The organism is Streptomyces sp. NPDC052040 (genome assembly GCF_044548405.1).
GTDB lineage: Bacteria > Actinomycetota > Actinomycetes > Streptomycetales > Streptomycetaceae > Streptomyces.
The window spans coordinates 58,840-82,673 of the sequence record NZ_JBIUBV010000006.1 but is presented as its reverse complement, the minus strand read 5'-3'; the positions used below and the strand labels follow the sequence as shown (position 1 = coordinate 82,673).

Here is a 23,834-nt window from a genome sequence, read left to right as displayed (position 1 = left end):
CCGGGGCGCCTCCGGGAGCCCGGAACCGGGCCGCGCACCCGGTGAATCGCGTACCCCCGTTCGGGTACCGTCGAAGGTACGAACCGCCAGTCAGGAGTCCGCCATGAGCGAAGAGCGCCCCCCGTCCGACGCTCAGGAGGAGCCGGCCGACGGCAGGAACGACTCCACCGGCGGGGGCACCGCCTCCCCGGGCGGCGCCGAGGGCTCGGAGAAGTACGAGAGCTTCGGTAAGGGCGAAGGCCCCAAGGAGCCGTCCGACGCCGACGCCGACGCCGATGCCTGGGCCAAGGCCTGTGCCGAGGACCTCGCCGCGGAGCGGGCCCGCCGCCGGGCCCGCCAGGGATCCCCGCCCGGCTCGGCCGCCGAGGAGCTGCGCAGGCTCGTCGACGCCGTCACGGACAAGCTGTCCGAGCTGCCCACCCCCCTCTTCGGCGCCGCGGCCTCGGGCGCGGCCCAGCAGATGGTGCAGCAGGTGGTGCAGCAGGCCAAGGCTGCCGTGGAACCGGTGATAGAGCGCAATCCGGATGTATTCGACCATCTCGCCACCGCGGGCTCGGAGCTGCTCGCCGCCTACCGCTCCGCCGTCGAGGCCCAGGAGCGGCGCTGGACCGGCCGTGCCTCCGACGACACCGGGCCCCGCCGCGGGGACGGGGAGCAGGGGCCGGGAGAACGCATCGACCTGGACTGATCGCCTGGACGGATCGGCCTTGGCCGGGGGCGGCGCGGACCCCCGGCGAGGTGCGCGGGGACCGTGGCGGAGCGGTCTTTGCAGTGGTCCCGGGGCCGCAGGGGAGCGTCCGACAGCCCTCAGCCCCCTCGGGTACGGTTGGCCGTAGCGGGGCTCGACCGAAACTGAGGGATTCATGGGACTCACCATCGGCGTCGACATCGGCGGCACGAAGATCGCGGCCGGTGTGGTCGACGAGGAAGGCAACATCCTCTCGACCCACAAGGTGCCGACTCCGGGCACGCCCGAGGCCATCGTGGACGCCATCGCCGCAGCCGTCGAGGGCGCCCGTGCCGGACACGAGATCGTCGGCGTGGGGATCGGAGCCGCGGGCTACGTCAACCGCCAGCGTTCCACGGTCTACTTCGCGCCGAACATCGACTGGCGCCAGGAGCCGCTGAAGGAGAAGGTCGAGGCCCGCGTGGGCCTCCCCGTGGTCGTCGAGAACGACGCCAACGCGGCCGCGTGGGGCGAGTACAAGTTCGGTGCGGGCAAGGGCCACCGCAACGTCATCTGCATCACGCTCGGCACCGGTCTCGGCGGCGGCATCATCATCGGCAACAAGCTCCGCCGCGGCCACTTCGGCGTGGCCGCCGAGTTCGGCCACATCCGGATGGTCCCGGACGGCCTGCTGTGCGGCTGCGGCTCGCAGGGCTGCTGGGAGCAGTACGCCTCCGGCCGCGCCCTGGTGCGCTACGCCAAGCAGCGAGCCAACGCCACCCCCGAGAACGCCGAGCTGCTGCTCTCGCTCGGCGACGGCAGCCCCGACGGCATCGAGGGCAAGCACATCTCCATGGCCGCCCGCCAGGGCGACCCGGTGGCCGTCGACTCCTACCGTGAGCTGGCCCGCTGGGCCGGTGCGGGGCTCGCCGACCTCGCCTCGCTGTTCGACCCCTCCGCCTTCATCGTCGGCGGCGGCCTCTCGGACGAGGGCGAGCTGGTCCTCGACCCGATCCGCAAGTCGTACAAGCGCTGGCTGGTCGGCGGCAACTGGCGCCCGGTCGCCGATGTGATCGCCGCGCAACTGGGCAACGAGGCGGGCCTGGTCGGCGCCGCCGACCTGGCCCGGGAGCCCGACCCGATCATGTGAGACGAGCAGGGGCGGAAGCGGACCGCACGTCGGGGCACCCCGCGGCGGCCGCCTCCGCCCCGTTCCCGCACTCCCGCGGACGCCACCCGTTCCCGCACTCCCGCGGACGCCACCCGGCGCTGCCCGCCCGCGGCCGGTGCCCGGCGCTGCCCGCCCGCGGCCGGTGCCCGGGCGTATGTTGATCGGCATGGCGACGACGATCACGCTGCCCAACTCCCGCACCGAGCCGGACGGTTCGGCCGTCATCCGCGTCCTCGGCTACAACATCCGCTCCATGCGCGACGACACCGACGCGCTCGCCCGGGTGATCAGGGCCTGCGCACCCGACCTGGTGCTGGTGCAGGAGGCGCCCCGGTTCTTCCGCTGGCGCAAGAAGCTCGCCCGGCTGGCGGCCGCCTCGGGTCTGGCGGTCCTCTCGGGCGGCGCCACGGCCGCCGGACCTGCCCTGCTGTGCTCGCTCCGCGCCACGGTCGAGCGCACCGAGGACGTACTGCTGCCGCTCACCCCGGGGCTGCACCGGCGGGGCCTCGCGACCGCGGTCGTACGCTTCGGCGGTGCCCGGCTCGGCGTCGTCAGCTGCCATCTCAGCCTGGACAAGGACGAGCGGTACGCCCAGAGCGGCATGGTGCTCGACCGGCTGGCCGGGCTCGGTACCGAGCACGCCGTCGTCGGCGGTGATCTCAACGAGCGGCCCGACGGTCCCGCCTTCGCGCGCCTGGCTGCCGGACTCCAGGACGCCAGGGCCAGGACCCCCTGGGGCGGCGAGCACACCTGGACGCCGTCCGACCCGTACCAGCGCATCGACGCGATCTTCGCCACCGGCGGTGTCGAGGTCCTGGGCTGCGGTGTCCCACAGGGCCATCCGGGGGTGACCCCGGCGGATCTGCGGGCCGCCACGGACCACCTTCCGGTACTGGCCGCCCTCCGGGTGCCCGCGACGAAACGGCCCACCTCACCGCGGTGACGCGGCGGGGCGGTCGGACTGCCGGGCCGGTCAGACCACCGCGCCCCGGCCCGGCCCGTCGCCGTCCTCGTCGTCGGTCTTCATCCGCACCACCAGCGTGCCGCAGCCGCCCAGAAAGCCGCCGACGCCGAGCGTGGTGAGCCACCACGTCATCTCCCAGCCGAGCAGCACCGCGAGCAGCAGCAGCACCGGGCCGCCGATCATGCCGAGCCAGGCGAACTTCGCCGCGGTGTCGGCCGTCGGCAGCGGCGGCGGCTCCGGGGGCACGAAATGCCCCTCGTCGTCCTCGTCGAAGTCGTCCTCCGAGGGCTCCGGCGCCGTGTGGTCGCGGGGACCCACACCGGGCGCGAAGGAGATCGAGCTGCCCAGCGGCTTCACCGGCTCGGTCTTCGTCTCGTCGCCCTTGCCCCCGATCGGCTCCGGATCGGGCAGCGCCAGGTCCTCGATCGGCCGGAAGGGTCTGCTGCCGGGCGGGTCCGGCGGCTCCTCGCCGTATCCGGCGACGATCGCCGCCCAGGCGGCCTCCTCGTCGAAGGGCACACCCTTCTCGTCGGGCTCGCGGTCCTCACGGTCGGAGTCGTGCTCAGCCACCTGCGGCCGTCCCTTCCTTGCCGAGACTGGGCGCGAGCCGGCCGATGAACGCGAGGCTCTCCTCGAAGATCCGGTCCGCATCGTGGTCCAACGTCGCCACGTGGTAGCTCTGTTCCAGCAGCACTTCCCGCACGTCCGTGGAGGAGACCCGGCCGAGGATCCGCGCCGAGTCGACGGGCGGGACCACATGGTCCTGGGGGCTGTGCAGAAGCAGCAGCGGCTGGGTGACCTGCGGCAGCTCCCCGTCGACCACCCGGAAGAAGTTCCGCAGGGAGTGGGCGGAGTGCAGGGGCACCCGGTCGTACCCCACCTCCGTGCTGCCCTCCTTGGCGATGTCGCTGGCGATGCCCTTCGTCGTGCGCACCAGGTGGCGGGCGACGGGGAGGGCGTAGGCGGACAGGCCGTGCACCTTGTTCGCCGGGTTGACGACCATGACGCCGCTGACGGCCTCCCCGTGCCGGGCGGCGAGCCGCAGGGCCAGGGCTCCGCCCATGGACAGACCGGCCACGAACACCTGCGTGCAGCGCTCGGTGAGGACGCGCAGCGCCCGGTCCACCTCCGCGTACCAGTCGTGCCAGCCTGTGAGCTGCATGTCCTCCCAGCGTGTGCCGTGCCCGGGCAGCAGTGGCAGCGAGACGGTCAGGCCGTGCCCGGCCAGATACTCCGCCCAGGGGCGCAGCGACTGCGGGGATCCGGTGAAACCGTGGCAGAGGAGGACGCCGATCTCCCCGCCCTCGTGGCGGTACGGCTCGGCTCCGGGCAGGACCGGCACGTCGGTCTCCTGTTCATGAAAAAGGGGGCTGGACAGGAAAAGGGGCTGCACACGTCGATTGCAGGTACTTCACCGTACGCGACGGCACTGACACCGACCAGGGCCGTCGGGCTCTTTGACGGCGGACCGGGTTAAGGTCTGTTCGACAGACACAGGAGGCATTCGGTTGTTGTACGGCGCGATGAAGGTATCCATCGGGGGGCCGCTGAAGCTCGCCTTCAGGCCCTGGGTGGAAGGCCTGGAGAATGTCCCGGCCGAGGGTCCCGCCATACTGGCGAGCAACCATCTGTCCTTCTCGGACTCGTTCTTCCTGCCCGCGGTCCTGGACCGCAAGGTCACCTTCATCGCGAAGGCCGAGTACTTCACCACCCCCGGGGTCAAGGGCCGGCTGACCGCCGCCTTCTTCAAGGGTGTGGGCCAGCTCCCCGTCGACCGCTCCGGCGCCCGGGGCGCGGGCGAGGCGGCCATCAAGAGTGGCATCGAGGTGCTGGAGCGCGGTGAGTTGTTCGGCATCTACCCGGAGGGCACCCGCTCGCCCGACGGCCGCCTCTACCGGGGCAAGCCCGGCGGCCTGGCCCGGGTGGCGCTCGCCACCGGCGCGCCCGTCCTCCCCGTCGCCATGATCGACACCGAGAAGATCCAGCCGCCCGGGAAGGTCGTCCCCAAGCTGATGCGCCCGGGCATCCGGATCGGCAAACCGCTCGACTTCAGCCGCTACCAGGGCATGGAAGCGGACCGCTTCGTGCTGCGCGCGGTGACCGACGAGGTCATGTACGAGATCATGAAGCTCTCCGGCCAGGAGTACGTCGACATGTACGCGACCGCGGCCAAGCGGCAGATCGCGGATGCGGCGAAGGCTGAGAAGCAGGCCCAGAAGGACGCCGCCCAGGCGGAGAAGGCCGTGGAAAAGGCGGAGAAGGCGGCGGAGAAGGACCAGGGGGAGCGGGCGGACTCGTAGGACGCTCCGCAGGAGCAGACGCCGGGCAGAGGTGCGGGAGAACGGTCCGTACGGCGGCGAGGGGACGGGGGCACCGCGGCTCCCGCGGGGGAACGGCCCGGGCGGGGGAGGGGCATGGCCAGGCGCGAGCGGGTCGTCAGGATGTCGGTCGAGCAGCCGCTGTGGCGCGCGCTGGCCGCCTACCGCGTGCTCACCATGCTGTACGCGATCGGGCTGTTCGCCACCGCCTACGGCAGATTCCCCCGGCCCTGGCTCGCGGTCGCGTACTACGTCGTCCTGTGCGGCTGGACCCTCGCCACCCTGCCCAGGGTGGCGAACGCGGCGAGCTGCACCAAGCGCTTCCTCGCCACCGACCTCGCCCTCGCGCTCACCGGCATCCTCCTCACGCCCCTCGCCGACACCCATGAGCGGATCCTGGCGGGCGGTCCGACCCTGCCGTCGATATGGACCGCCGGTTCCGTCCTCGCCTACGCCGTCAAGGGCGGCTGGCGCTGGGCGGCCCTCGCCTCCACCCTGGTCGCCGCCGCCAATCTGGCCGAGCGTGGCGCGCCCACCCGCGACACCGTCCACAATGTGGTGCTCGTCTGGGTCGCCGCCATCGCGATCGGCTATGTCGTCGAGGTGGCCCGCGCCTCCGAGCGCACCCTCGCCCGCGCCCTGGAGATCGAGGCGGCGACCCGGGAGCGGGAGCGGCTGGCCCGGGACATCCACGACGGGGTGCTCCAGGTGCTCGCCATGGTGCAGCGCCGCGGCACCGCGCTGGGCGGGGAGGCCGCGGAGCTGGGACGGCTGGCCGGTGAGCAGGAGATCGCGCTGCGCACCCTGGTCAGCGGCGGCCTCGCGCCGCCCTCACGGGTGTCCGAGGACGCGGCGTTCGGCGCGGTCGTCCGCCTGGTCGAGGAGCCGGACGACGACGGCCCGCTGGACCTGCGGCTGCTGCTCGCCCCCTATGCGGGCGCCCGGGTGACGCTCTCCGAGCCCTGCTCCCCGGTGCGGCTCGCCCCGGCCGCCGCACGGGAGACGGCCGCCGCCGTGGGTGCCGCCCTGGACAATGTCCGGCTCCACGCCGGTCCCGGGGCGCGCGCCTGGATCCTGGTCGAGGACGAGCCGGACGGCGTCGTGGTGACCGTGCGCGACGACGGGCCCGGCATCCCGGCGGGGCGGCTCGCCCAGGCCGAGGGCGAGGGGCGGCTCGGGGTGGCCCTGTCGATCCGGGGCCGGCTGCGCGATCTCGGCGGCACCGCCGAGCTGGTCTCGGTGCCCGGCCAGGGCACGGAAGTGGAACTGAAGATACCGAAGGACGCGGGAGGCCCCGGGGCCTCCCGGGGGAGGACCGGGACACGATGACCGCGGCCACGGACACGGACACCACGGACGTGCGGCAGGAACCGATCAGGGTGATGGTGGTCGACGACCACCCCATGTGGCGGGACGCCGTCGCCCGCGATCTGTCCGAGTCGGGCTTCGAGGTCGTCGCCACCGCGGGCGACGGCGAGCAGGCGGTGCGCCGCGCCCTGGCCGCGGCGCCCGACGTCCTGGTCCTGGACCTCAATCTGCCCGCGAAGCCGGGGGTCCAGGTGTGCAGGGAACTCGTGGGCGCCGACCCGGCGTTGCGGGTCCTGGTGCTGTCGGCCAGCGGGGAGCACGCGGATGTGCTGGAGGCGGTGAAGTCGGGCGCGACGGGCTATCTGCTGAAGTCCGCCTCCACCCAGGAGCTGCTGGAGGCGGTGCGCCGTACGGCGGCCGGGGACCCGGTGTTCACCCCGGGCCTCGCGGGCCTGGTCCTCGGCGAGTACCGGCGTCTCGCCGCCGAGCCGGTCTCCGCCGCCGGTGCGGGGCAGTCGGAGGCGCCCCGGCTGACCGACCGCGAGACCGAGGTACTGCGGCTGGTCGCCAAGGGCCTGAGCTACAAGCAGATCGCCGAGCGCCTGGTCATCTCGCACCGCACCGTGCAGAACCATGTGCAGAACACCCTCGGCAAGCTCCAGCTGCACAACCGGGTGGAGTTGGTGCGCTACGCGATCGAACGCGGGCTGGACGAGGACTGACACCCGCGGAAGCGGGGCGCGGGAGGTCGCGGGACGGGAGTGAGTCGCTCACGCGCGCCTCAACTGCCCACCTTCGAGTGAAGTTCCCCCCACCCTCGGTGATCAACTTCCCGACAATTCACCGGAATTGACCTTTCGAGGCATGCCGAAGTGACGTGGGTCACCATTAGCGTGACCCGCATCAGGCAACCGCGGCGAAGGGACATTTCCATGCGGGTCGGAGTACTGACCGGAGGCGGCGACTGCCCCGGGCTCAACGCCGTCATCCGGGGCATCGTCCGCAAGGGCGTGCAGGAGTACGGCTACGACTTCACCGGCTACCGGGACGGCTGGCGGGGCCCCCTCGAAGGCGACACCGTGCAGCTGGACATCCCCGCCGTGCGCGGCATCCTGCCCCGCGGCGGCACGATCCTCGGCTCCTCGCGCACCAATCCGCTCAAGCAGGAGAACGGCATCCGCCGGATCAAGGACAACCTCGCCAAGGACGAGGTCGACGCGCTCATCGCGATCGGCGGCGAGGACACCCTCGGGGTCGCGGCACGCCTGTCCGCCGAGTTCGGCGTCCAGGTCGTCGGCGTCCCCAAGACCATCGACAACGACCTGTCCGCCACCGACTACACCTTCGGCTTCGACACCGCCGTCAACATCGCGACCGAGGCGATCGACCGGCTGCACACCACCGCGGAGTCCCATATGCGGGTCCTGGTGGTGGAGGTGATGGGCCGCCACGCGGGCTGGATCGCCCTCCACTCGGGGCTGGCCGGGGGCGCCAACGCGATCCTCATCCCCGAGCAGCGCTTCGACGTCGACCAGGTGTGCGCCTGGGTGACCTCGCGGTTCAAGGCCTCGTACGCCCCGATCGTGGTGGTGGCCGAGGGCGCGATGCCCAGGGACGGCGAGATGGTGCTGAAGGACGGGTCACTGGACTCCTTCGGGCATGTGCGCCTGTCGGGCGTGGGTGAGTGGCTCGCCAAGGAGATCGAGAAGCGCACCGGCAAGGAGGCCCGGACGACGGTGCTCGGCCATGTCCAGCGCGGCGGCACGCCCAGCGCCTTCGACCGCTGGCTCGCCACCCGCTTCGGTCTGCACGCCATCGAGGCCGTCCGCGACGCCGACTTCGGGAAGATGGTCGCCCTGCGCGGCACCGACATCGTGCGCGTCCCGCTCACGGAGGCCACCGCCCGGCTGAAGACGGTCGACCCCGCGCTGTACGAAGAGGTCGGCGTCTTCTTCGGCTGACCCGCCCGCGGGGCCGGGAATCCCGTCCCGCCGCCACCGGGGGTGCCGTCCGCACCGGGGCACCCCCGCACCACGCCCGGTGGCCCGCGGCTACCGGGCCGTCCCGGGCCCGGACAGCGCGCCGGAGTCGCACAGCCGGGCGGTCAGCTCCCGCACGATCGCAGCGCCGTCCAGGGTCAGCACCGACTCCGGGTGGAACTGCACCCCGGCGAAACCGGGCCCGCGCAGCGCATGCACCTCGCCGTCCTCCCTGCGGGCGACCTCGACGGCGTGCGCGGCCAGCTCCGCCGCGGCCTCGTCGTCGCAGTGCGCCACGAAGCTGTTGTAGAAGCCGACGGTCTCCCGCCGTCCGAACAGGTCGATCTCCGTCTGCGCGCCCTGGTACGGCACCGCCTTGCGGACGATCTCCAGCCCCAGTTCGGCCGCGAGCAGCTCATGGCCCAGGCACACACCCAGCACCCCGTGCCGGTGCTCCCGGACGAGCCGTGCCGTCAGCTCCCGCAGGAACCGCATCCTGGGGTCGGCCGTGTCCGACGGGTCGCCCGGACCCGGCCCGAGCACCACCGGTCCCGCGTGCCCGAGCACCGCCTCCCGCAGCCCCGGCTCGTCATAGCGCCGCAGGGTCACCTCCAGCCCCGAGGACCGCAGTACATGGGTGAGCATCGCGGTGAAGGTGTCCTCGGCGTCCACCACCAGGGCGTGCCCGCCCGGTTCCCCGGACGGCTGCTGCATCCGCAGCCAGAACGGCGCGAGCCGGGAGCGCCGCCCGTCCAGCGCCGCCCGCACCCGGGGGTCCTCGGCCAGCAGCGGCCGCGTACGCTCCGCCGCGGGCCGCGACGGCCCCGCCCCCAGTGCCGCCAGCACGCCCGCCGCCTTGGCGTGCGTCTCCGCGACCTCGCCCGCCGGATCCGAACCGCGCACCAGGGTGGCTCCGACCGGTACCCGCAGCCGCCCGTCCGCGCCGATGTCGGCGGTGCGGATGAGGATGGGGGAGTCCAGGGTCTGGGCGCCGCCCGCGTCCCGGCCGAGCAGCGCCAGCGCGCCCGCGTAGTAGCCGCGCCCGCCCACCTCGTGCCGCTCGATCACCCGGCAGGCGTTCTGCACCGGGGAGCCGGTGACGGTGGCCGCGAAGAGGGTCTCCCGCAGCACCTCCCGCACATCCAGCGAGGACCGCCCGCGCAGCTCGTACTCGGTGTGCGCCAGGTGCGCCATCTCCTTCAGCCGGGGTCCGACGACCACCCCGCCCCGGTCGCCGACCGTGCACATCATCTTGAGCTCCTCGTCGACCACCATCGACAGCTCCTCGGTCTCCTTGCCGTCCGCGAGGAAGCCGAGCAGGTCCTCGGGGGTCGGACCGCCCGCCGGGTAGCGGTAGGTGCCGCTGATCGGATTCATCACGACGGTCCCGCCCGACATCCGCACATGCACCTCGGGGCTGGCCCCGACCAGGGTGCGGTCGCCGGTGTGCACCACGAAGGTCCAGTACGCCCCGCGCTCACCGACCAGCAGCCGGCGGAACAGCGCGAGCGCGTCGGCCCGGCCGAATCCCGGGATCCGGCCCCCGTAGGTCCGGCGGATCACGAAGTTCGCGCCCTCGCCCCGCCCGATCTCCTCGCGCAGCACCCGCTCGACGATCCCGGCGTACTCCTCGTCGGACACGTCGAAGCCGCCGTTCTCCACCCGGACGTCATGGTCCGGCAGCTGCGCCAGCGCCCGTTCCAGCGGCACGGCGCAGGACTCCTCGGGGGTCAGGGCCAGCAGCGGGGTGCCGTCGTCGCGGACGTCGAAGCCGCGTTCGCGGATCTGGCGGAAGGGGACCAGGGCCAGCGCCTCGCCGGGGAGGTCGGCCAGGCGCGCGTACTCCCGGACCGGGCCGCGCAGCACCTCCACCCGGTCGTGATCGTGTCCGGGCGTACGACGGCGGAGCAGGGCGAACGGGCGGGGGTCGGTCAGCAGATCGCTCAGATGCACGGGTCCGTGTCCTCTCGGGGGGGCGACTCTGGGGATGAGAGGGAACGGCTCCGGACACACGGAAGGCCGCCCCTCGGGCGGCCTTCGCGGAATGTCGTGGGTACGCGCGTCAGTGGGCCGCCGGAGAAGCGGTCCACCACCAGTACTGGTTCGTGTGCGCGAACATGCGACGCACTGTACCCCATGCCCACGCGGTGTAGCGGGCGTCTCACTTCCTGGGCTCGGCGCTGTGGGCCTCCCTTGACCCCGTAGTGTTGGGGGCGTGACCGTGAACGCTAAGACCAGCTCCGACGCTGGCAACACCTGGCGAAACCTGCCCGCGGCGCAGCAGCCCGAGTACCCCGACCCCGAGGCTCTGCGCAAGGCGATCGCGGACCTCGAGTCGTATCCGCCACTCGTCTTCGCGGGCGAGTGCGACCAGCTGCGCGCCCGGATGGGAGCCGTCGCCAGGGGCGAGGCGTTCCTGTTGCAGGGCGGCGACTGCGCGGAAGCCTTCGACGCGGTGTCCGCCGATCACATCCGCAACAAGCTCAAGACCCTGCTCCAGATGGGCGCCGTGCTCACGTACGCCGCCTCGGTGCCGGTGGTCAAGGTCGGCCGGATCGCCGGCCAGTACTCCAAGCCGCGCTCCAAGCCGACCGAGACCCGCGACGGGGTGACCCTGCCGGTCTACCGCGGCGACTCCGTCAACGGCTTCGAGTTCACCCCCGAGTCCCGGATCCCGGACCCGGAGCGCCTGAAGCGGATGTACCACACCTCCGCCTCGACGCTGAACCTGGTGCGCGCCTTCACCACGGGCGGCTACGCCGACCTGCGCCAGGTGCACGCCTGGAACCAGGACTTCGTGCGGTCCTCGCCCTCCGGGCAGCGCTACGAGCAGCTCGCCCGCGAGATCGACAGCGCGCTGAACTTCATGCGGGCCTGCGGGACCGACCCGGAGGAGTTCAAGACCGTCGAGTTCTACTCCTCGCACGAGGCGCTGCTGCTCGACTACGAGTCGGCGCTGACCCGCACCGACTCGCGCACCGGACAGCTGTACGACGTATCGGGCCACATGGTGTGGATCGGCGAGCGCACCCGCCAGCTGGACGGCGCGCACATCGAGTTCGCCTCCCGGATCCGCAACCCGATCGGGATCAAGCTGGGTCCGACGACCACGGCCGAGGAGGCGCTCCAGTACATCGAGCGCCTGGACCCGGAGCGGGAGCCCGGCCGGCTGACCTTCGTGGTGCGCATGGGCGCTGACAAGGTCCGCGACCGGCTGCCCGAGCTGGTGGAGAAGGTCACGGCCTCGGGCGCGGTGGTGGCCTGGGTGACCGACCCGATGCACGGCAACACCTTCGAGGCGGCCTCCGGTCACAAGACCCGCCGCTTCGACGACGTGCTCGACGAGGTCAAGGGCTTCTTCGAGGTGCACAAGGAGCTGGGCACGCACCCGGGCGGCATCCATGTCGAGCTGACCGGCGACGACGTCACCGAGTGCGTGGGCGGCGGCGACGAGATCTTCGTCGACGATCTGCACCAGCGCTACGAGACGGCGTGCGACCCGCGGCTGAACCGCAGCCAGTCCCTTGACCTGGCATTCCTTGTCGCGGAGATGTACCGGGACCAGTAACCCGGCGATCTTCCCGGACGCCGGAGCGGAGTGAAGTGGGGCGCGGATCACATGCGATCCGCGCCCCGACCCGCTTTTGCCGGTCCGGGGCCACGGGTAAGGTTAGGTTTGCCTCACCGAACGAGCATCGAACGATCGGGACGGCACGACCCAGCAATCCCGTCGGGAGGTGAACCGCGTGTACGTGTGCAGTTGCTTCGGCATCACCGAGCAGCAGGTCAAGGATCACGCGGAGAACGGCGCCTGCACCCCCCGGCAGATCGCCTCCGCCAGCAAGGCGGGCACGGACTGCGGTTCGTGCGTACGGCGCATTCAGGCGCTGCTGGGCCGGGGCGCCTGCCCCCGCCGGGAGCTGGCCGACCGGGGCGGGGCCGTCCTCTCCTCCCTGGACGAGCCCGGGAGCCTGCGGGACGCCGCCTAGCCCGTCCGGCTAGCTGTCCGGCTGCTCGATGAGCTGGGCGATGTAGAGCGCCTCGCCGAGCTTCTCCACCAGCTCCAGCTGGGTGTCCAGATAGTCGATGTGGTGCTCCTCGTCCGCCAGGATCGACTCGAAGATGTTCGCGGACGTGATGTCGCCCTTCTCCCGCATCAGCTCGATGCCGCGCCGCAGCCGGTCGATCGCCTCCACCTCGACCTGCCGGTCCGCCTCGAACATCTCCCGCACGGTCTGTCCCACCCGCACATGGAAGAGCCGCTGGTAGTTCGGCAGACCGTCCAGGAAGAGGATGCGGTCGGTCAGCACCTCCGCGTGCTTCATCTCGTCGAAGGACTCGCTCCGCGTGTACTTGGCGAGCTTGTACCAGCCGAAGTTCTCCTGCATCTTCGCGTGCAGGAAGTACTGGTTGATCGCGGTCAGCTCGGCGGTGAGCTGCTCATTGAGGAATTCGATGACCTCGGGGTCGCCCTGCATCGCCCGGGCTCCTTCCAAGCGGGGGGGGGACTGGCGGGTTGCGCCGCATGATTGCACCGCCCAGGAGGGGCGTCCAGTAAGTTCACACTTAGTGGGAGTTGTCCGGTTATGTATTGCGGCTGGTCGGATGCACCCTCGGCGGTCTGTCAGGATGGAGGCATGGGGCATCCGGTGGAGCGAGCGTCAGGAGAAGCCGTACGGTCCGAGCTCCCGCCGGGACAGCGGCTCCAGCGGGGCTGGCCGGTCACGCACTACGGCCCGGTGCCCAAATTCCGCCCCGAGCGCTGGGACTTCCGGGTCTTCGGCGCCACCGCGGACGGCGCGAAGCGCGGCTGGAACCACGAGGAGTTCACGGCCCTGCCGTACGCGACCGTGGTGGCCGATCTGCACTGCGTCACCAAGTTCAGCATGCTCGGGGCCGAATGGGGCGGCATACCGGCCCGCACCATCCTGGAGACCGCACCGCCCGCCCCCGGCGTCACCCATGTGATGGTCTGGGCGGAATACGGCTACAGCGCCAATCTCCGCCTCTCCGACTTCGCCTCGGACCGCACGATCTTCGCCACCCACAAGGACGGTGAACTGCTCACCGCGGAACACGGCTTCCCGGTGCGCCTGGTCCTCCCCCAGCTGTACGCCTGGAAGGGCCCCAAGTGGGTCCGCGGCATCGAGTACATGACCGCCGACCGGCGCGGCTTCTGGGAGGAGCGCGGCTACCACAACCTCGGCGACCCCTGGCGCGAGCAGCGCTACTCCTACCAGGAGGAACCGGGGGACGGCCCGGAGCTCTGACCGGCACCGGACCGGCACCGGACCGGACGTGCGGCCGGGCGGCGGGCGATCAGTCCCGCAGCTTCTTCAGCCGCTCCACGTCCGCCGCGTGGCCTTCCTTCCCGCCCGGTGTCTCGATGACCAGGGGGACACCCGCGGTGGCCGGGTGGGCCATCAGGGCCCGGAACGGGTCCTCGCCGATATGACCGGAGCCGATGTTGGCGTGCCGGTCCTTGTGGGCGCCGACCACATCCTTGGAGTCGTTCGCGTGGATCAGCTTCAGCCGCCCCTCGCCGACGGTCTCCACCAGCAGGTCCAGCGTCTGGTCCATCCCGGACGGCCCGGTGAGATCGTGCCCGGCGGCGAAGATGTGGCAGGTGTCCAGGCATACGCCCAGCATCGGATGCGCGTCCAGGGCCTCGAAGTACGCCCCGAAGTCCCAGGTGCGCGAGCACAGTGAGGCGCCCTGGCCCGCGGTCGACTCCAGCAGCAGATACGGGTCGTCCTCGTGCGTCAGCTCCTCAAGCAGCGGCAGCATCCGCTCGCGCACCTGCCGCAGCGCGACCGCCCGCTCCCGTCCGCCGGTGGCGCTCCCGGTGTGCACGACGACCCCCAGGGCCCCGATCTCCCGGCCCCGGCGCAGGGAGTGCCGCAGGGACTCCACCGACCGCTCGACGGTCGCCTCGGTGTGCGAGCCGAAGTTGATCAGATACGGCGCGTGGACGTACACCGGGATCCGCTCGGCGGCGCAGGCGGCCCGGAACGCCTCGTCCTGCTGCGCCCGGCCGGGCGGGGTGGCCCAGCCCCGCGGGTTGGCGACGAAGACCTGCACGGTCTCGGCCCCGATGTCCCGCGCATAACCCAGACCGACGGAGTGCAGGCCGCCCGCCACGGGGACATGGCTGCCGACGGGGTTGCGGGGGAGGGCGTCACGGGACGGGAGAGTGCTCACTCTCCCAGGGTGTCACGCGAGCCCGGACGCCCCGGCGGGCGGCCCCCGCCGGGGTCCGTCAGCGGATCCTGATGGTGATCGTGGAGCCCTTGGGCGCCTTGTCGCCGCCCTTCACCGACTGGTGCTTGACCGTGTCGCCGAACAGACCCAGCAGGCCCCGGTCCTCGTCGACCTGGAAGCCCGCACCCTCCAGGGCCTTCTTCGCGTCGTCCACACTGTCGCCGGTCACGTCCGGCACCTCGACCTGCTCGGGGCCCTTGGAGAGCGTCAGGGTCACCGTGTCGCCCTCGGCGGCCTGGCCGCCCGGACCCGGCGACTGCTGCGCGACCTGCCCGGCGTCCTCGTCGGAGGTGACCCGGGTGTCCGCGATCTGCACCTTCAGGCCCGCGTCCTGCAACTGGCCCGTGGCGTCGTCCACCGAGGAGCCGGTGACGTCGGGCACCTCCACCGCGGAACCCTTGCTCACGGTCAGCGCGATCGCCGAACCGCCGTGGCGCCGGGTGCCCGCCGCCGGGTCCGTGCCGATCACGGAGCCCTTCTGCACGTCGTCGTCGAACCGCTGACTGACCATGCCGGGCACCAGGCCCGCCTTCTTCAGCCGCTCCTGAGCCCCGGCCAGCGGATCGCCCTGGACATCGGGCACCTGGACCGTCTCGGGGCCGTCCGACAGGGTCAGCCCCACCGCGTCGTGGGAACGGATCCGCTTGCCCGCGGCCGGGTCGGTGCTGATCACCGTGCCGCGCCGGACGGTGTCGCTGTAGGCGTGCTTGACCTGCCCGACCTCGAGCCCGGCCCGCTCCAGCCGCGTGGACGCCTCGGACCGGGTCTTCGCCAGCAGCGGCGGCACCTTGGTGAACTGGCCGGAGTTGATGTACCAGACACCACCGCCGACCCCGAGCACCACCAGGACGGCGAGCACGAGCACCAGCAGCCGCTTGGGGCGGACCGTGCGCCCGGCGGGCTCGGGCGGCGGGGTCCGCAGCACGCTCGTGCGGTTGAGCGCACCGGCGTCGTGGGCGGACTCCCCGTCGCTGTCGCCGCCGCGCGCGGGGCGGACCGGCAGCAGCAGCGGGATCACACTCGTACGGTCCTGGGCGTTGTCGTGGTCCGCGGCCCGGGCCCCCGGCGGCACGGCGTCCAGCTCCTCGGCGGTGAGCGCCGTACGGACCTCCAGGACCAGGCCGAGCAGCGCCACCGCGTCCACCGGACGCAGCTCGGCGTTGCGGGCGGTCGCCGCCGTCACCAGTTCGTCGAGGGCGATCGCCAGCCCCGGCACGGCGGCCGACGGCAGGGGCACGTCCTCGTTGAGGTGCTGGTAGATCACCTGGGCGGGGGAGGTGCCGCCGTGCGGCTTGGCGCCGGTCAGCATCTCGTAGAGGACCACCCCGCAGGCGTACACGTCGACCCGGGGGTCGGCCGTGCCGTGCTGTATCTGCTCGGGGGCGAGGTAGGAGACGGTGCCGAGGACGGTGCCCGTGGTGTTGGTGACCGTGTCGACGGCGCGGACCAGGCCGAAGTCGGCCACCTTGACCCGGCCGTCGTCGCCTATCAGGACGTTCTCCGGCTTCATGTCGCGGTGGACGAACCCCGCGCGGTGCGCGGCGCCCAGCGCGGCCAGCACCGGTTCCAGGATGTCCAGGGCGGCGCGGGGCTGGAGCGCCCCCCGCTCGCGCAGCACGTCCCGCAGGGTGCACCCGGCGACGTACTCCATGGCGAGATAGACGTAGGACCCGTCGGTTCCCTGGTCGAAGACCTGCACCACATTGGGGTGGGCCAGCCGCGCGACCGACTTGGCCTCACGGATGAAGCGGTCCACGAAGGACGCGTCCGCGGCCAGCGTCGGGTGCATCACCTTGAGCGCGAGAACGCGGTCGAGGCGGGTGTCCAGGGCCCGGTAGACCGTGGCCATCCCGCCCGTCGCGATGCGTGCGTCGACGCGGTAGCGGCCGTCGAGCACATGCCCGACGAGAGGGTCCTGAAGGGTCGTATCCACGCCTGCGAGTCTACGAGGGACCGCGGCGGGACCTCCGCCCCGGCGGTGCCCCGGGCCGGGACTGAAGCCGAGCTGTGACGCACGTCGCACACCGTCCGGCCGGGGGCTGCCGGTCAGAAGGCGGGCCGCTCCGGGTCCAGCCGGGCCATGCCCCCGGCCGGTGACGACGCCCGGGCGAAGCGGCGGCGCGGGATGCGCCCCGCCCGCCGGGCCAGCCTGCCCGCCTCCACCGCGTGCCGCATGGCCTCCGCCATCAGGACCGGCTCCTGGGCCCGGGTGACCGCCGAGGCGAGCATCACACCCGCGCACCCCAGCTCCATCGCCAGGGCCACGTCCGAGGCCGTGCCCGCCCCCGCGTCCAGGATCACCGGCACGCCCGCGTGCTCGACGATCAGCTCGAAGTTGTGCGGGTTGCGGATGCCGAGCCCGGAGCCGATCGGCGAGCCGAGGGGCATGATCGCCGCACAGCCCACATCCTCCAGCTTCCGGGCGAGGACCGGGTCGTCATTGGTGTACGGCAGCACCGTGAAACCGTCGTCGACCAGGGTCTCGGCCGCGTCCAGCAGCTCGATCGGATCGGGCAGCAGGGTCCGTTCGTCGGCGATGACCTCCAGCTTCACCAGATCCGTGCCGAGCGCCTCGCGCGACAGCCGCGCGGTCAGCACCGCCTCGCCCGCGGTGAAGCAGCCCGCCGTGTTGGGCAGCACCCGGATGCCCAGCCGGTCGAGCACGGAGAGCACCGAGCCGTGCACGGTGGCGTCGACGCGCCGCATCGCCACCGTCGTCAGCTCCGTACCGGACGCCACCAGCGCCCGTTCCATCACATCGAGGCTCGGCACGCCCCCGGTCCCCATGATCAGCCGGGACGAGAACGTGCTGCCACCGAGGACGAAGGGGTCGTCGGCCATGGGAATCAGCCTCCTTGGACGGCGGTGAGGACCTCGACGCGGTCGCCCTCGCTCAGCGCCGTCGACGGCCACTGGCTGCGCGGCACGACGGTCTCGTTGAGGGCGGCGGCCACGCCCGAGGGGGCGGTGGTGAGGGCGCGTACGACGGCGTCGAGCGCGGTGCCGGCAGCGAACCGGCGGCTTTCTCCGTTGACCGAGATGTTCATGCGGGCTGCTCCGTGAGCGCGGTGGCGGCGAACCGCCGGGGGGTGAAGGGGCGGCCCTCGTCCGGCAGCTCGCCCGTGGTCAGGACATGGGCCATGACATCGCCGGTCACCGGGGTGAGCAGGATGCCGTTGCGGTAGTGCCCGGTGGCCAGCACCAGGCCGTCCAGCTCCGTCGGGCCCAGCAGCGGAGCGTTGTCCGGGGAGCCCGGGCGCAGTCCGGCCACGGTCTCGGTGAGCGGCAGCTCGGTGATCCCGGGGACCAGCTCGTGCGCGTCGCGCAGCAGCTCGTAGACCCCGCCCGCGGTGACCGTCGTGTCCCAGCCCAGCTCCTCGCTGGTCGCGCCGACCACCAGCTCGCCGTTCTCGCGCGGCACCAGGTAGAGCTGGCCGCCGCGGACCACGGCGCGCACGGTACGGCTCAGGAAGGGGGCATACCGCTTCGGCACGGTCAGCCGCAGCACCTGCCCCTTCACCGGCCGCACCGGCGGCAGCACCTCCTCCGGCACGCCCGCGAGCCGCCCGCTGAGGCTGCCCGCGGCGAGCACGACCTGCCCGGCGGCCAGTTCGCGGCCGCCCGTGGTCCGCACACCCGTGGCGCGCCCCCGCTCCACCGTCAGCCGCTCGGCCCGCTCCCGGTGGAAGCCGACCCCGGCCCGCTCGCAGGCCGTGAGCAGCGCGGCGACCAGCCGCCGCGGGTCGATCTGGTGATCGCCGTCGGCCTTGAGCCCGCCGCGCACACCGGGCGCGAGCATCGGCTCAAGACGTCGGCACTCGCGGCCTGTCAGCCATTCCGCGTCCAGGCCGGACCGCTGCTGAAGGGCATGCAGTTCCCGCAGATGGGCGCGGTCGTCGGCGTCCAGCGCGACGGCGAGGGTGCCGCACCGGCGGTAGCCGAGGTCGCCGACCTCCAGGCCCGCCGCCCCGGCCAGCTCGGCGGCGAAGTCCGGGTAGCGGCGCGCGGACTCCAGATTCAGCGCGAGCAGGGTCTGCTCGCCGTAGTGCAGCTCGGTGACGGCCGCGAGCATGCCCGCGGCCACCTGGGCGGCTCCGCCGCCCGGCGCGGGGTCGACGACGGCCGTGACCAGGCCGCGCTGCGCCGCGCGCCAGGCCGTGACGAGTCCGATGACCCCGCCCCCGACGACGAGGACGTCCGGGGCACGTGTGGATGACATGGGCGTCAGCCCCCTCCCTTCGCCGGCATGACCCGGATCAGGTTCGTACGGTCGGAGGCCGCCAGCCTCCCTCTCAGCCCGGTGCGTCCGGGCTCCCGCGAGTGCTTGTACGGGAGCCACCCTAGTCCCGTGCCCGCCCCGGGCGGTAAGCGAGCCTCCCGGCGGCCGGGGTTGTCCGGCCCGCGACGGGGTAGCCGCAGGGGCAACCGTGCGGGTCCGGGGCGCGGGGTCCGGGGTGGGGCGTCGCGGGTGGCGGGCCGGGTGCTGTGCAGCAGCTCACTCAGCACGCCCCCTGACTGACGCATTGTCAGGTGACTATGGTGATCAGGTGAGCGAGCAGACGCAGGAACGGGGCGGTGCGGCGCGGCGCGCCGTCGTCGTGGGCGCAGGCATGGCCGGGGTGCAGACCGCGGTCGCGCTGCGCGAACAGGGCTTCACGGGCACGGTGACCCTCATCGGGGCGGAACCGCACCAGCCCTACGACCGCCCACCGCTCTCCAAGGCCGTGCTGCTCGGCAAGGCCGACGGCTCCGCCTTCGACGTCGACTTCGCGGCCCTGGGCATCGAGCTGCGGCTCAGCTGCGAGGTGACCGGCCTGCGCCCCGCCGACCACGAGCTGGACACCGCCGAGGGGCCCGTCCCCTACGACGTGCTCGTCCTCGCCACCGGGGCCGAGCCGATCCGGCTGCCGGGCGCCGAGGGCGTCCCCGGGGTGCATCTGCTGCGCACCCTGGACGACGCCGAGCGGCTGCGGCCGGTCCTCGCCGAGCAGCACGACATCGTGGTGGTGGGCGCGGGCTGGATCGGCGCCGAGTTCGCCACCGCGGCACGCGAGGCGGGTTGCGCGGTGACCGTGGTCGAGGCCGCGGACCGGCCGCTCGCGGGGGCGCTGCCCGCCGAGGTGGCCGCGCCGATGGCGGCCTGGTACGCGGACAGCGGCGCCGAGCTGCGCACCGGCGCCCGGGTGGACCGCATCGAGCCGGGGGCCGTGGTGCTCGACGACGGCACCCGGGTGCCCGCGGGCGCGGTGGTCGTGGGCATCGGGGCACGCCCGGGCACCGCCTGGCTGGCCGGTTCGGGCGTCGTCCTGGGCGTGCACGGGGAGGTGCTGGCCGACGAGCATCTGCGCACCTCGGTGCCGGATGTGTACGCGGTCGGCGACTGCGCGTCCTTCCCCTCGGGCCGCTACGAGCAGCGCCTGCTGGTCCACCACTGGGACAACGCCCTCCAGGGCCCGCGCACGGTGGCCGCCAACATCATCGGGGAGACGCCGATGGCGTACGACCCGGTGCCGTACTTCTGGTCGGAGCAGTTCGGCCGCTTCGTCCAGTACGTGGGCCACCACGCCTGCGCCGACACGACCGTCTGGCGCGGCAACCCCCAGGGCGCCGCCTGGGCGGTGTGCTGGCTGCGCGCGGGCCGCCTGGTGGGCCTGCTGGCGGTGGGCCGCCCCCGGGACCTGGCGCAGGGCCGCCGTCTGATCGAGTCGGGGTCCCCGATGGACCCGGACCTGCTGGCCGACCCGTCACGCCCGCTGAAGGAGGCGACGGCCTAGCTTGCCGGAACGGGGGCTGTCCCCCGTTCCGGGGTCCCGGACGTCCACCGCCGGAGGCAACCGGGCACTCCGCCGGAGGTGCCCCGCTTCCGACTGTCAGTCCGGGATGGCACGCTTGTCCTGTGACCGAGATTGACGCAAAGATTGATGCTCTCGTCCCTGCATGGCTCACCCTCCCCGACATCGCAGAGGCGTTCGACATGGAGGTGACCCGCGTACGGCAGCTGGTCAAGGAGGGCCAGATCATCGCCGTACGCCGGGGTGAGAACCGCGCACTGCACGTCCCCGCCGACTTCATCGACGGGGACAAGGTGGTCAAGGGGCTGTCCGGCACCCTGACCCTGCTGCGGGACGACGGCTTTACGGTCGAAGAGATGATCGAGTGGCTGTTCACCTCCGACCCGACCCTGCCCGGCACCCCCGCGCAGGCCCTCAGGGAGAATCGCGGTACGGAGGTGAAGCGCCGCGCGCAGGCGCTCGCCGTCTGATCCGATCGAGAACGACCGTCCGGCGTGCGGGCCGCGGCGCCACGGGACCGGCCTCGGCCGGCCCGTCCGCCGCGGCCCGCACGCCACCGACCCCCCGGGGGGGGACCCACCGTGCCCGACACCGCCCGCACCGCCCGGCTCGCCGACGCCCGTGTCTATCTGTGCACGGACGCCCGCAGGCGTCAGGGCGATCTCGCCGAGTTCCTCGACGCGGTCCTGGCCGGCGGAGTCGACATCGTGCAGCTGCGCGACAAGGGCATGGAGGCGGCCGAGGAGCTCGAGCACCTGGAGGTCTTCGCCGACGCCTGCGCCCGCCACGGCAAGCTGCTCGCGGTGAACGACCGCGCGGACGTCGCCCACGCCGCCGCCTCGGACGTCCTGCACCTCGGCCAGGGCGACCTCCCCGTCCCCGCGGCCCGCGCCGTCCTCGGCGACGGCGTCCTCATAGGCCGCTCCACCCACTCCGCGGCGGAGGCCGAGTCCGCCGCCGTACAGCCCGGCGTGGACTACTTCTGCACCGGCCCCTGCTGGCCCACCCCCACCAAGCCCGGCCGCCCGGCCCCCGGCCTCGACCTGGTCCGGCACACCGCCGCGCTGGGCACCGACCGCCCCTGGTTCGCCATCGGCGGCATCGACCTCGGCAATCTGGACCAGGTGCTGGAGGCGGGCGCCCGCCGGGTGGTCGTCGTCCGTGCGATCACCGAGGCGGACGACCCGGGCGCGGCGGCCACGGAGCTGGCCGAACGGATGCGCGCCGCACGGTGACGCCCCGGTGTCCGGCTGGTGGACAGCAACACGGCAATTCGGGCAAATCATAGGCGCCCGGTTGGGGGACAGCCCCTTGCTGACTAACCTGCCGATATGGCCCTCGGAACCGCATCCACGAGGACTGATCGCGCGCGGACCGTGCGCGACATCCTCGCCTCCGGCAAGACGACGTACTCGTTCGAGTTCTCGGCACCGAAGACCCCCAAGGGCGAGCGGAACCTGTGGAGCGCGCTGCGCAGGGTCGAGGCGGTCGCCCCGGACTTCGTCTCCGTGACCTACGGCGCGGGTGGTTCCACCCGCGCGGGCACGGTGAAGGAGACCCAGCAGATCGTCGTCGACACCACGCTCACCCCGGTCGCCCACCTCACCGCCGTCAACCACTCGGTCGCCGAACTGCGCAACATCATCGGCCAGTACGCCGACGCCGGGATCCGCAACATGCTCGCCGTCCGCGGCGACCCGCCCGGCGACCCGATGGCCGACTGGATCCCGCACCCCAAGGGTCTGACCTACGCGGCCGACCTGGTCCGGCTCATCAAGGAGGCGGGCGACTTCTGCGTGGGCGTCGCCGCCTTCCCCGAGATGCACCCGCGCTCGCCCAGCTGGGACTCGGACGTCGCGCACTTCGTCGACAAGTGCCGGGCGGGCGCCGACTACGCGATCACCCAGATGTTCTTCCAGCCGGAGTCGTATCTGCGGCTGCGGGACCGGGTCACCGCGGCCGGCTGCACCACCCCGGTCATCCCCGAGGTCATGCCGGTCACCAGTGTGCGGATGCTGGAGCGGCTGCCGCAGCTCAGCAACGCCGTCCTGCCCGACGCCCTGAAAGAGCGGATCCTCGCAGCGAAGGACGATCCGGCGGCTGTACGCTCGATTGGCATCGAGTTCGCCACCGAGTTCTGCGCGAGGCTGCTGGCCGAGGGAGTTCCCGGACTGCACTTCATTACACTCAACAACTCCACGGCGACGCTGGAAATCTACGAAAACCTGGGCCTGCACCATCCGAAGCGGGCCTAGACCGGTCGCACTCACCTACGACACACTGCGTAGCGGCCACTGGGAGAGGGGCGTACATGGGCTGGGCGGTCCTCTACATCGCGTTCGGCATCGTCGCGCTGTGGCTTCTCGGCGAGGTGCTGCTTCAGTACAAGGCGCGGCTGCGCTGGCGGCTGCTGGCGTTCGGCGGGTTCCTCGGCGTCGTGTTCGGCGTGCTGATCCCCTCGGTGATCGTCATCGGCCTGGGCGCGATCGCGTTCGCGGTCGGGCAGACCTATGTGACGCTCTCCTTCCGCCGCGGTTTCGCGGAGGGCTGGGCGGTCGGCAACCGCCCGCGCGAGGCCGGCGGGGCCAAGAAGCAGAAGCGCCGCCGGGGCGAGGCGGCCCGGCAGGAACCGGCACCGGAGCCGGACGGCGCCCCCGAGGAGGCGCTGTCCGCCACGGCCCACCACCCGCAGCAGGACGACGGCTACGACGACGACAACGTCTTCACCCGCGCCCAGCCCACGGAGAGCACCGCCGAGTCGACCGCCGTCTACGAGCCGCAGCCCCTGCCCGACGAGACCGGCTCCTACGGCGTCTACACCGGCGCGGGCTACGCGGCGGCCGCCGACCCCACCTACGGGGAGCAGGCCCAGGGCCAGGACCAGCAGCACCAGGGTGCCTACGCCTACGACGGCTACTCCGGCTACGGCCAGCAGGGGTACGGCTACGAGGGCACCCCGCAGCAGTACGGGGAGTACGCGGACCCGTACGCGGGCGCCGCGACCTACGGCGGCGGCACCTACGACCCGTCCTACGGCGGCCAGGAGCAGCAGCAGTACGGCCAGCAGGCGTACGGGCAGGAGCAGCAGTACGCCCAGGGCACCTACGGCGAGACCCCGGCCGGCGGCGTCTGGGTGCCCCAGCAGCGCAGCACCGACGACGCGCTCGGCGGTGAACTCCCGCAGGAGCAGCCGTATCCGTACCAGGGGAACGGCAGCACCCCGAACGGCACCGCACCGAACGGCACCGCCCAGGGCCACGGCTACGACGAGCACTACCGCTTCTGAGCCCGAGGCGGTCGGACACCCTTGGCCGACCCTCTGTGGAGGGCCCGGTACCCCGTACCGGGCCCTCACTCATGTCCGGTCGTCGCGC

General features: G+C 72.6%; 25 protein-coding genes and 1 riboswitch. Of the genes, 15 read left to right on the top strand and 10 right to left on the bottom strand.

Annotation, left to right across the window (positions count from 1 at the left end):
• Nucleotides 1–103: 103 nt before the first annotated feature.
• The 3 genes from ACIHAA_RS14855 to ACIHAA_RS14845 all read left to right on the top strand — a co-directional run bounded on the left by ACIHAA_RS14855 (nucleotide 104) and on the right by ACIHAA_RS14845 (nucleotide 2,781).
• The gene (locus tag ACIHAA_RS14855) at nucleotides 104–688 is read left to right on the top strand and encodes a DUF5304 family protein (protein ID WP_399816925.1); all 585 of its coding nucleotides are present in this window, start codon (nucleotides 104–106) and stop codon (nucleotides 686–688) included.
• Nucleotides 689–863: 175 nt separating this feature from the next.
• Entirely contained in the window at nucleotides 864–1,817 is a 954-nt protein-coding gene (locus tag ACIHAA_RS14850) for an ROK family glucokinase (RefSeq protein WP_399816923.1), read from the top strand.
• Between the two features lie 187 nt (nucleotides 1,818–2,004).
• Nucleotides 2,005–2,781 (top strand): endonuclease/exonuclease/phosphatase family protein, encoded by a 777-nt coding sequence (locus ACIHAA_RS14845; RefSeq protein WP_399816921.1) that lies wholly within the window; start codon nucleotides 2,005–2,007, stop codon nucleotides 2,779–2,781.
• A 30-nt stretch (nucleotides 2,782–2,811) separates the two neighbouring features.
• On the opposite strand, the gene ACIHAA_RS14840 is transcribed toward ACIHAA_RS14845, so the two are convergent.
• Together ACIHAA_RS14840 and ACIHAA_RS14835 are read right to left on the bottom strand one after the other, a co-directional pair.
• On the bottom strand, nucleotides 2,812–3,372 hold the full coding sequence (locus tag ACIHAA_RS14840; RefSeq protein ID WP_399816919.1) for a hypothetical protein: 561 nt from the start codon (nucleotides 3,370–3,372) through the stop codon (nucleotides 2,812–2,814).
• The gene (locus ACIHAA_RS14835; RefSeq protein ID WP_399817417.1) at nucleotides 3,365–4,144 is read right to left on the bottom strand and encodes an alpha/beta hydrolase; all 780 of its coding nucleotides are present in this window, start codon (nucleotides 4,142–4,144) and stop codon (nucleotides 3,365–3,367) included. Before ACIHAA_RS14835 ends, ACIHAA_RS14840 begins: the two co-directional genes overlap by 8 nt.
• Before the next feature lie 181 nt (nucleotides 4,145–4,325).
• Between ACIHAA_RS14835 and ACIHAA_RS14830 the strand changes: the two genes are divergently transcribed.
• The 4 genes from ACIHAA_RS14830 to ACIHAA_RS14815 all read left to right on the top strand — a co-directional run bounded on the left by ACIHAA_RS14830 (nucleotide 4,326) and on the right by ACIHAA_RS14815 (nucleotide 8,389).
• Complete coding sequence (locus tag ACIHAA_RS14830; protein ID WP_399816917.1) at nucleotides 4,326–5,102, top strand: 1-acyl-sn-glycerol-3-phosphate acyltransferase; 777 nt, start codon at nucleotides 4,326–4,328, stop codon at nucleotides 5,100–5,102.
• 114 nt (nucleotides 5,103–5,216) lie between these two features.
• Entirely contained in the window at nucleotides 5,217–6,449 is a 1,233-nt protein-coding gene (gene macS / locus ACIHAA_RS14825; RefSeq protein ID WP_399816915.1) for a MacS family sensor histidine kinase, read from the top strand.
• Nucleotides 6,446–7,150, top strand: coding sequence for a response regulator (locus ACIHAA_RS14820; protein WP_399816913.1), 705 nt, complete (start codon nucleotides 6,446–6,448; stop codon nucleotides 7,148–7,150). The genes macS and ACIHAA_RS14820 overlap by 4 nt, the downstream gene beginning before the upstream one ends.
• A gap of 210 nt (nucleotides 7,151–7,360) precedes the next feature.
• Entirely contained in the window at nucleotides 7,361–8,389 is a 1,029-nt protein-coding gene (locus ACIHAA_RS14815; protein ID WP_399816911.1) for a 6-phosphofructokinase, read from the top strand.
• Nucleotides 8,390–8,479: 90 nt separating this feature from the next.
• On the opposite strand, the gene ACIHAA_RS14810 is transcribed toward ACIHAA_RS14815, so the two are convergent.
• Together ACIHAA_RS14810 and ACIHAA_RS14805 are read right to left on the bottom strand one after the other, a co-directional pair.
• On the bottom strand, nucleotides 8,480–10,360 hold the full coding sequence (locus ACIHAA_RS14810) for an anthranilate synthase family protein (protein WP_399816909.1): 1,881 nt from the start codon (nucleotides 10,358–10,360) through the stop codon (nucleotides 8,480–8,482).
• A 109-nt stretch (nucleotides 10,361–10,469) separates the two neighbouring features.
• Nucleotides 10,470–10,526 carry a trp operon leader peptide gene (locus ACIHAA_RS14805; protein WP_399817415.1) on the bottom strand — a complete coding sequence of 19 codons (57 nt, stop codon included), beginning with the start codon at nucleotides 10,524–10,526 and terminating at the stop codon, nucleotides 10,470–10,472.
• Between the two features lie 96 nt (nucleotides 10,527–10,622).
• Here ACIHAA_RS14805 and ACIHAA_RS14800 point away from each other — a divergent pair, with 96 nt between their 5' ends.
• Together ACIHAA_RS14800 and ACIHAA_RS14795 are read left to right on the top strand one after the other, a co-directional pair.
• Complete coding sequence (locus ACIHAA_RS14800; RefSeq protein WP_399816907.1) at nucleotides 10,623–11,975, top strand: class II 3-deoxy-7-phosphoheptulonate synthase; 1,353 nt, start codon at nucleotides 10,623–10,625, stop codon at nucleotides 11,973–11,975.
• A 169-nt stretch (nucleotides 11,976–12,144) separates the two neighbouring features.
• Complete coding sequence (locus ACIHAA_RS14795) at nucleotides 12,145–12,396, top strand: bacterioferritin-associated ferredoxin (RefSeq protein ID WP_399816905.1); 252 nt, start codon at nucleotides 12,145–12,147, stop codon at nucleotides 12,394–12,396.
• Nucleotides 12,397–12,405: 9 nt separating this feature from the next.
• Here ACIHAA_RS14795 and bfr read toward each other — a convergent pair whose 3' ends face one another.
• Entirely contained in the window at nucleotides 12,406–12,885 is a 480-nt protein-coding gene (bfr, locus tag ACIHAA_RS14790; protein WP_399816903.1) for a bacterioferritin, read from the bottom strand.
• Between the two features lie 159 nt (nucleotides 12,886–13,044).
• On the opposite strand from bfr, the gene ACIHAA_RS14785 reads away from it, so the two are divergent.
• Nucleotides 13,045–13,677: a sulfite oxidase-like oxidoreductase gene (locus tag ACIHAA_RS14785; protein WP_399816901.1), complete on the top strand. Its 633-nt coding sequence runs from the start codon at nucleotides 13,045–13,047 to the stop codon at nucleotides 13,675–13,677.
• Nucleotides 13,678–13,726: 49 nt separating this feature from the next.
• On the opposite strand, the gene ACIHAA_RS14780 is transcribed toward ACIHAA_RS14785, so the two are convergent.
• The 5 genes from ACIHAA_RS14780 to thiO form a co-directional block, all read right to left on the bottom strand.
• The gene (locus ACIHAA_RS14780) at nucleotides 13,727–14,608 is read right to left on the bottom strand and encodes a deoxyribonuclease IV (protein ID WP_399816900.1); all 882 of its coding nucleotides are present in this window, start codon (nucleotides 14,606–14,608) and stop codon (nucleotides 13,727–13,729) included.
• A 58-nt stretch (nucleotides 14,609–14,666) separates the two neighbouring features.
• Nucleotides 14,667–16,601 carry a Stk1 family PASTA domain-containing Ser/Thr kinase gene (gene pknB, locus ACIHAA_RS14775; RefSeq protein WP_399816899.1) on the bottom strand — a complete coding sequence of 645 codons (1,935 nt, stop codon included), beginning with the start codon at nucleotides 16,599–16,601 and terminating at the stop codon, nucleotides 14,667–14,669.
• Between the two features lie 113 nt (nucleotides 16,602–16,714).
• Nucleotides 16,715–17,509, bottom strand: a complete 795-nt coding sequence (locus ACIHAA_RS14770) for a thiazole synthase (RefSeq protein WP_399816897.1) — start codon at nucleotides 17,507–17,509, stop codon at nucleotides 16,715–16,717.
• 5 nt (nucleotides 17,510–17,514) lie between these two features.
• Nucleotides 17,515–17,715 carry a sulfur carrier protein ThiS gene (thiS, locus tag ACIHAA_RS14765; protein ID WP_399816895.1) on the bottom strand — a complete coding sequence of 67 codons (201 nt, stop codon included), beginning with the start codon at nucleotides 17,713–17,715 and terminating at the stop codon, nucleotides 17,515–17,517.
• Entirely contained in the window at nucleotides 17,712–18,887 is a 1,176-nt protein-coding gene (gene thiO, locus ACIHAA_RS14760; RefSeq protein ID WP_399816893.1) for a glycine oxidase ThiO, read from the bottom strand. Before thiO ends, thiS begins: the two co-directional genes overlap by 4 nt.
• A riboswitch (TPP riboswitch) is annotated at nucleotides 18,885–18,996 on the bottom strand. (Overlaps the previous gene by 3 nt.)
• A gap of 219 nt (nucleotides 18,997–19,215) precedes the next feature.
• Between thiO and ACIHAA_RS14755 the strand changes: the two genes are divergently transcribed.
• From ACIHAA_RS14755 to ACIHAA_RS14735, 5 genes are all read left to right on the top strand, one after another.
• Nucleotides 19,216–20,442 (top strand): NAD(P)/FAD-dependent oxidoreductase, encoded by a 1,227-nt coding sequence (locus ACIHAA_RS14755; protein WP_399816891.1) that lies wholly within the window; start codon nucleotides 19,216–19,218, stop codon nucleotides 20,440–20,442.
• A gap of 122 nt (nucleotides 20,443–20,564) precedes the next feature.
• A complete protein-coding gene (locus ACIHAA_RS14750) occupies nucleotides 20,565–20,930 on the top strand; it encodes an Rv2175c family DNA-binding protein (RefSeq protein ID WP_399816889.1) in 366 nt (121 codons plus the stop codon).
• A 111-nt stretch (nucleotides 20,931–21,041) separates the two neighbouring features.
• Nucleotides 21,042–21,695, top strand: a complete 654-nt coding sequence (gene thiE / locus ACIHAA_RS14745) for a thiamine phosphate synthase (protein WP_399816887.1) — start codon at nucleotides 21,042–21,044, stop codon at nucleotides 21,693–21,695.
• 96 nt (nucleotides 21,696–21,791) lie between these two features.
• The gene (gene metF, locus ACIHAA_RS14740; protein ID WP_399816885.1) at nucleotides 21,792–22,715 is read left to right on the top strand and encodes a methylenetetrahydrofolate reductase [NAD(P)H]; all 924 of its coding nucleotides are present in this window, start codon (nucleotides 21,792–21,794) and stop codon (nucleotides 22,713–22,715) included.
• Nucleotides 22,716–22,771: 56 nt separating this feature from the next.
• The gene (locus ACIHAA_RS14735; protein WP_399816883.1) at nucleotides 22,772–23,746 is read left to right on the top strand and encodes a hypothetical protein; all 975 of its coding nucleotides are present in this window, start codon (nucleotides 22,772–22,774) and stop codon (nucleotides 23,744–23,746) included.
• Nucleotides 23,747–23,834: the final 88 nt, after the last annotated feature.

Excerpts from the sequence above, each read along its gene's own strand:
- ACIHAA_RS14855 (WP_399816925.1), top strand. The coding sequence starts at position 104 with ATGAGCGAAGAGCGCCCCCCGTCCGACGCTCAGGAGGAGCCGGCCGAC.
- ACIHAA_RS14850 (WP_399816923.1), top strand. The coding sequence starts at position 864 with ATGGGACTCACCATCGGCGTCGACATCGGCGGCACGAAGATCGCGGCC.
- ACIHAA_RS14845 (WP_399816921.1), top strand. The coding sequence starts at position 2,005 with ATGGCGACGACGATCACGCTGCCCAACTCCCGCACCGAGCCGGACGGT.
- ACIHAA_RS14830 (WP_399816917.1), top strand. The coding sequence starts at position 4,326 with ATGAAGGTATCCATCGGGGGGCCGCTGAAGCTCGCCTTCAGGCCCTGG.
- macS (WP_399816915.1), top strand. The coding sequence starts at position 5,217 with ATGGCCAGGCGCGAGCGGGTCGTCAGGATGTCGGTCGAGCAGCCGCTG.
- ACIHAA_RS14820 (WP_399816913.1), top strand. The coding sequence starts at position 6,446 with ATGACCGCGGCCACGGACACGGACACCACGGACGTGCGGCAGGAACCG.
- ACIHAA_RS14815 (WP_399816911.1), top strand. The coding sequence starts at position 7,361 with ATGCGGGTCGGAGTACTGACCGGAGGCGGCGACTGCCCCGGGCTCAAC.
- bfr (WP_399816903.1), bottom strand. The coding sequence starts at position 12,885 with ATGCAGGGCGACCCCGAGGTCATCGAATTCCTCAATGAGCAGCTCACC.
- ACIHAA_RS14785 (WP_399816901.1), top strand. The coding sequence starts at position 13,045 with ATGGGGCATCCGGTGGAGCGAGCGTCAGGAGAAGCCGTACGGTCCGAG.
- ACIHAA_RS14770 (WP_399816897.1), bottom strand. The coding sequence starts at position 17,509 with ATGGCCGACGACCCCTTCGTCCTCGGTGGCAGCACGTTCTCGTCCCGG.
- thiS (WP_399816895.1), bottom strand. The coding sequence starts at position 17,715 with ATGAACATCTCGGTCAACGGAGAAAGCCGCCGGTTCGCTGCCGGCACC.
- thiO (WP_399816893.1), bottom strand. The coding sequence starts at position 18,887 with ATGTCATCCACACGTGCCCCGGACGTCCTCGTCGTCGGGGGCGGGGTC.
- metF (WP_399816885.1), top strand. The coding sequence starts at position 21,792 with ATGGCCCTCGGAACCGCATCCACGAGGACTGATCGCGCGCGGACCGTG.
- ACIHAA_RS14735 (WP_399816883.1), top strand. The coding sequence starts at position 22,772 with ATGGGCTGGGCGGTCCTCTACATCGCGTTCGGCATCGTCGCGCTGTGG.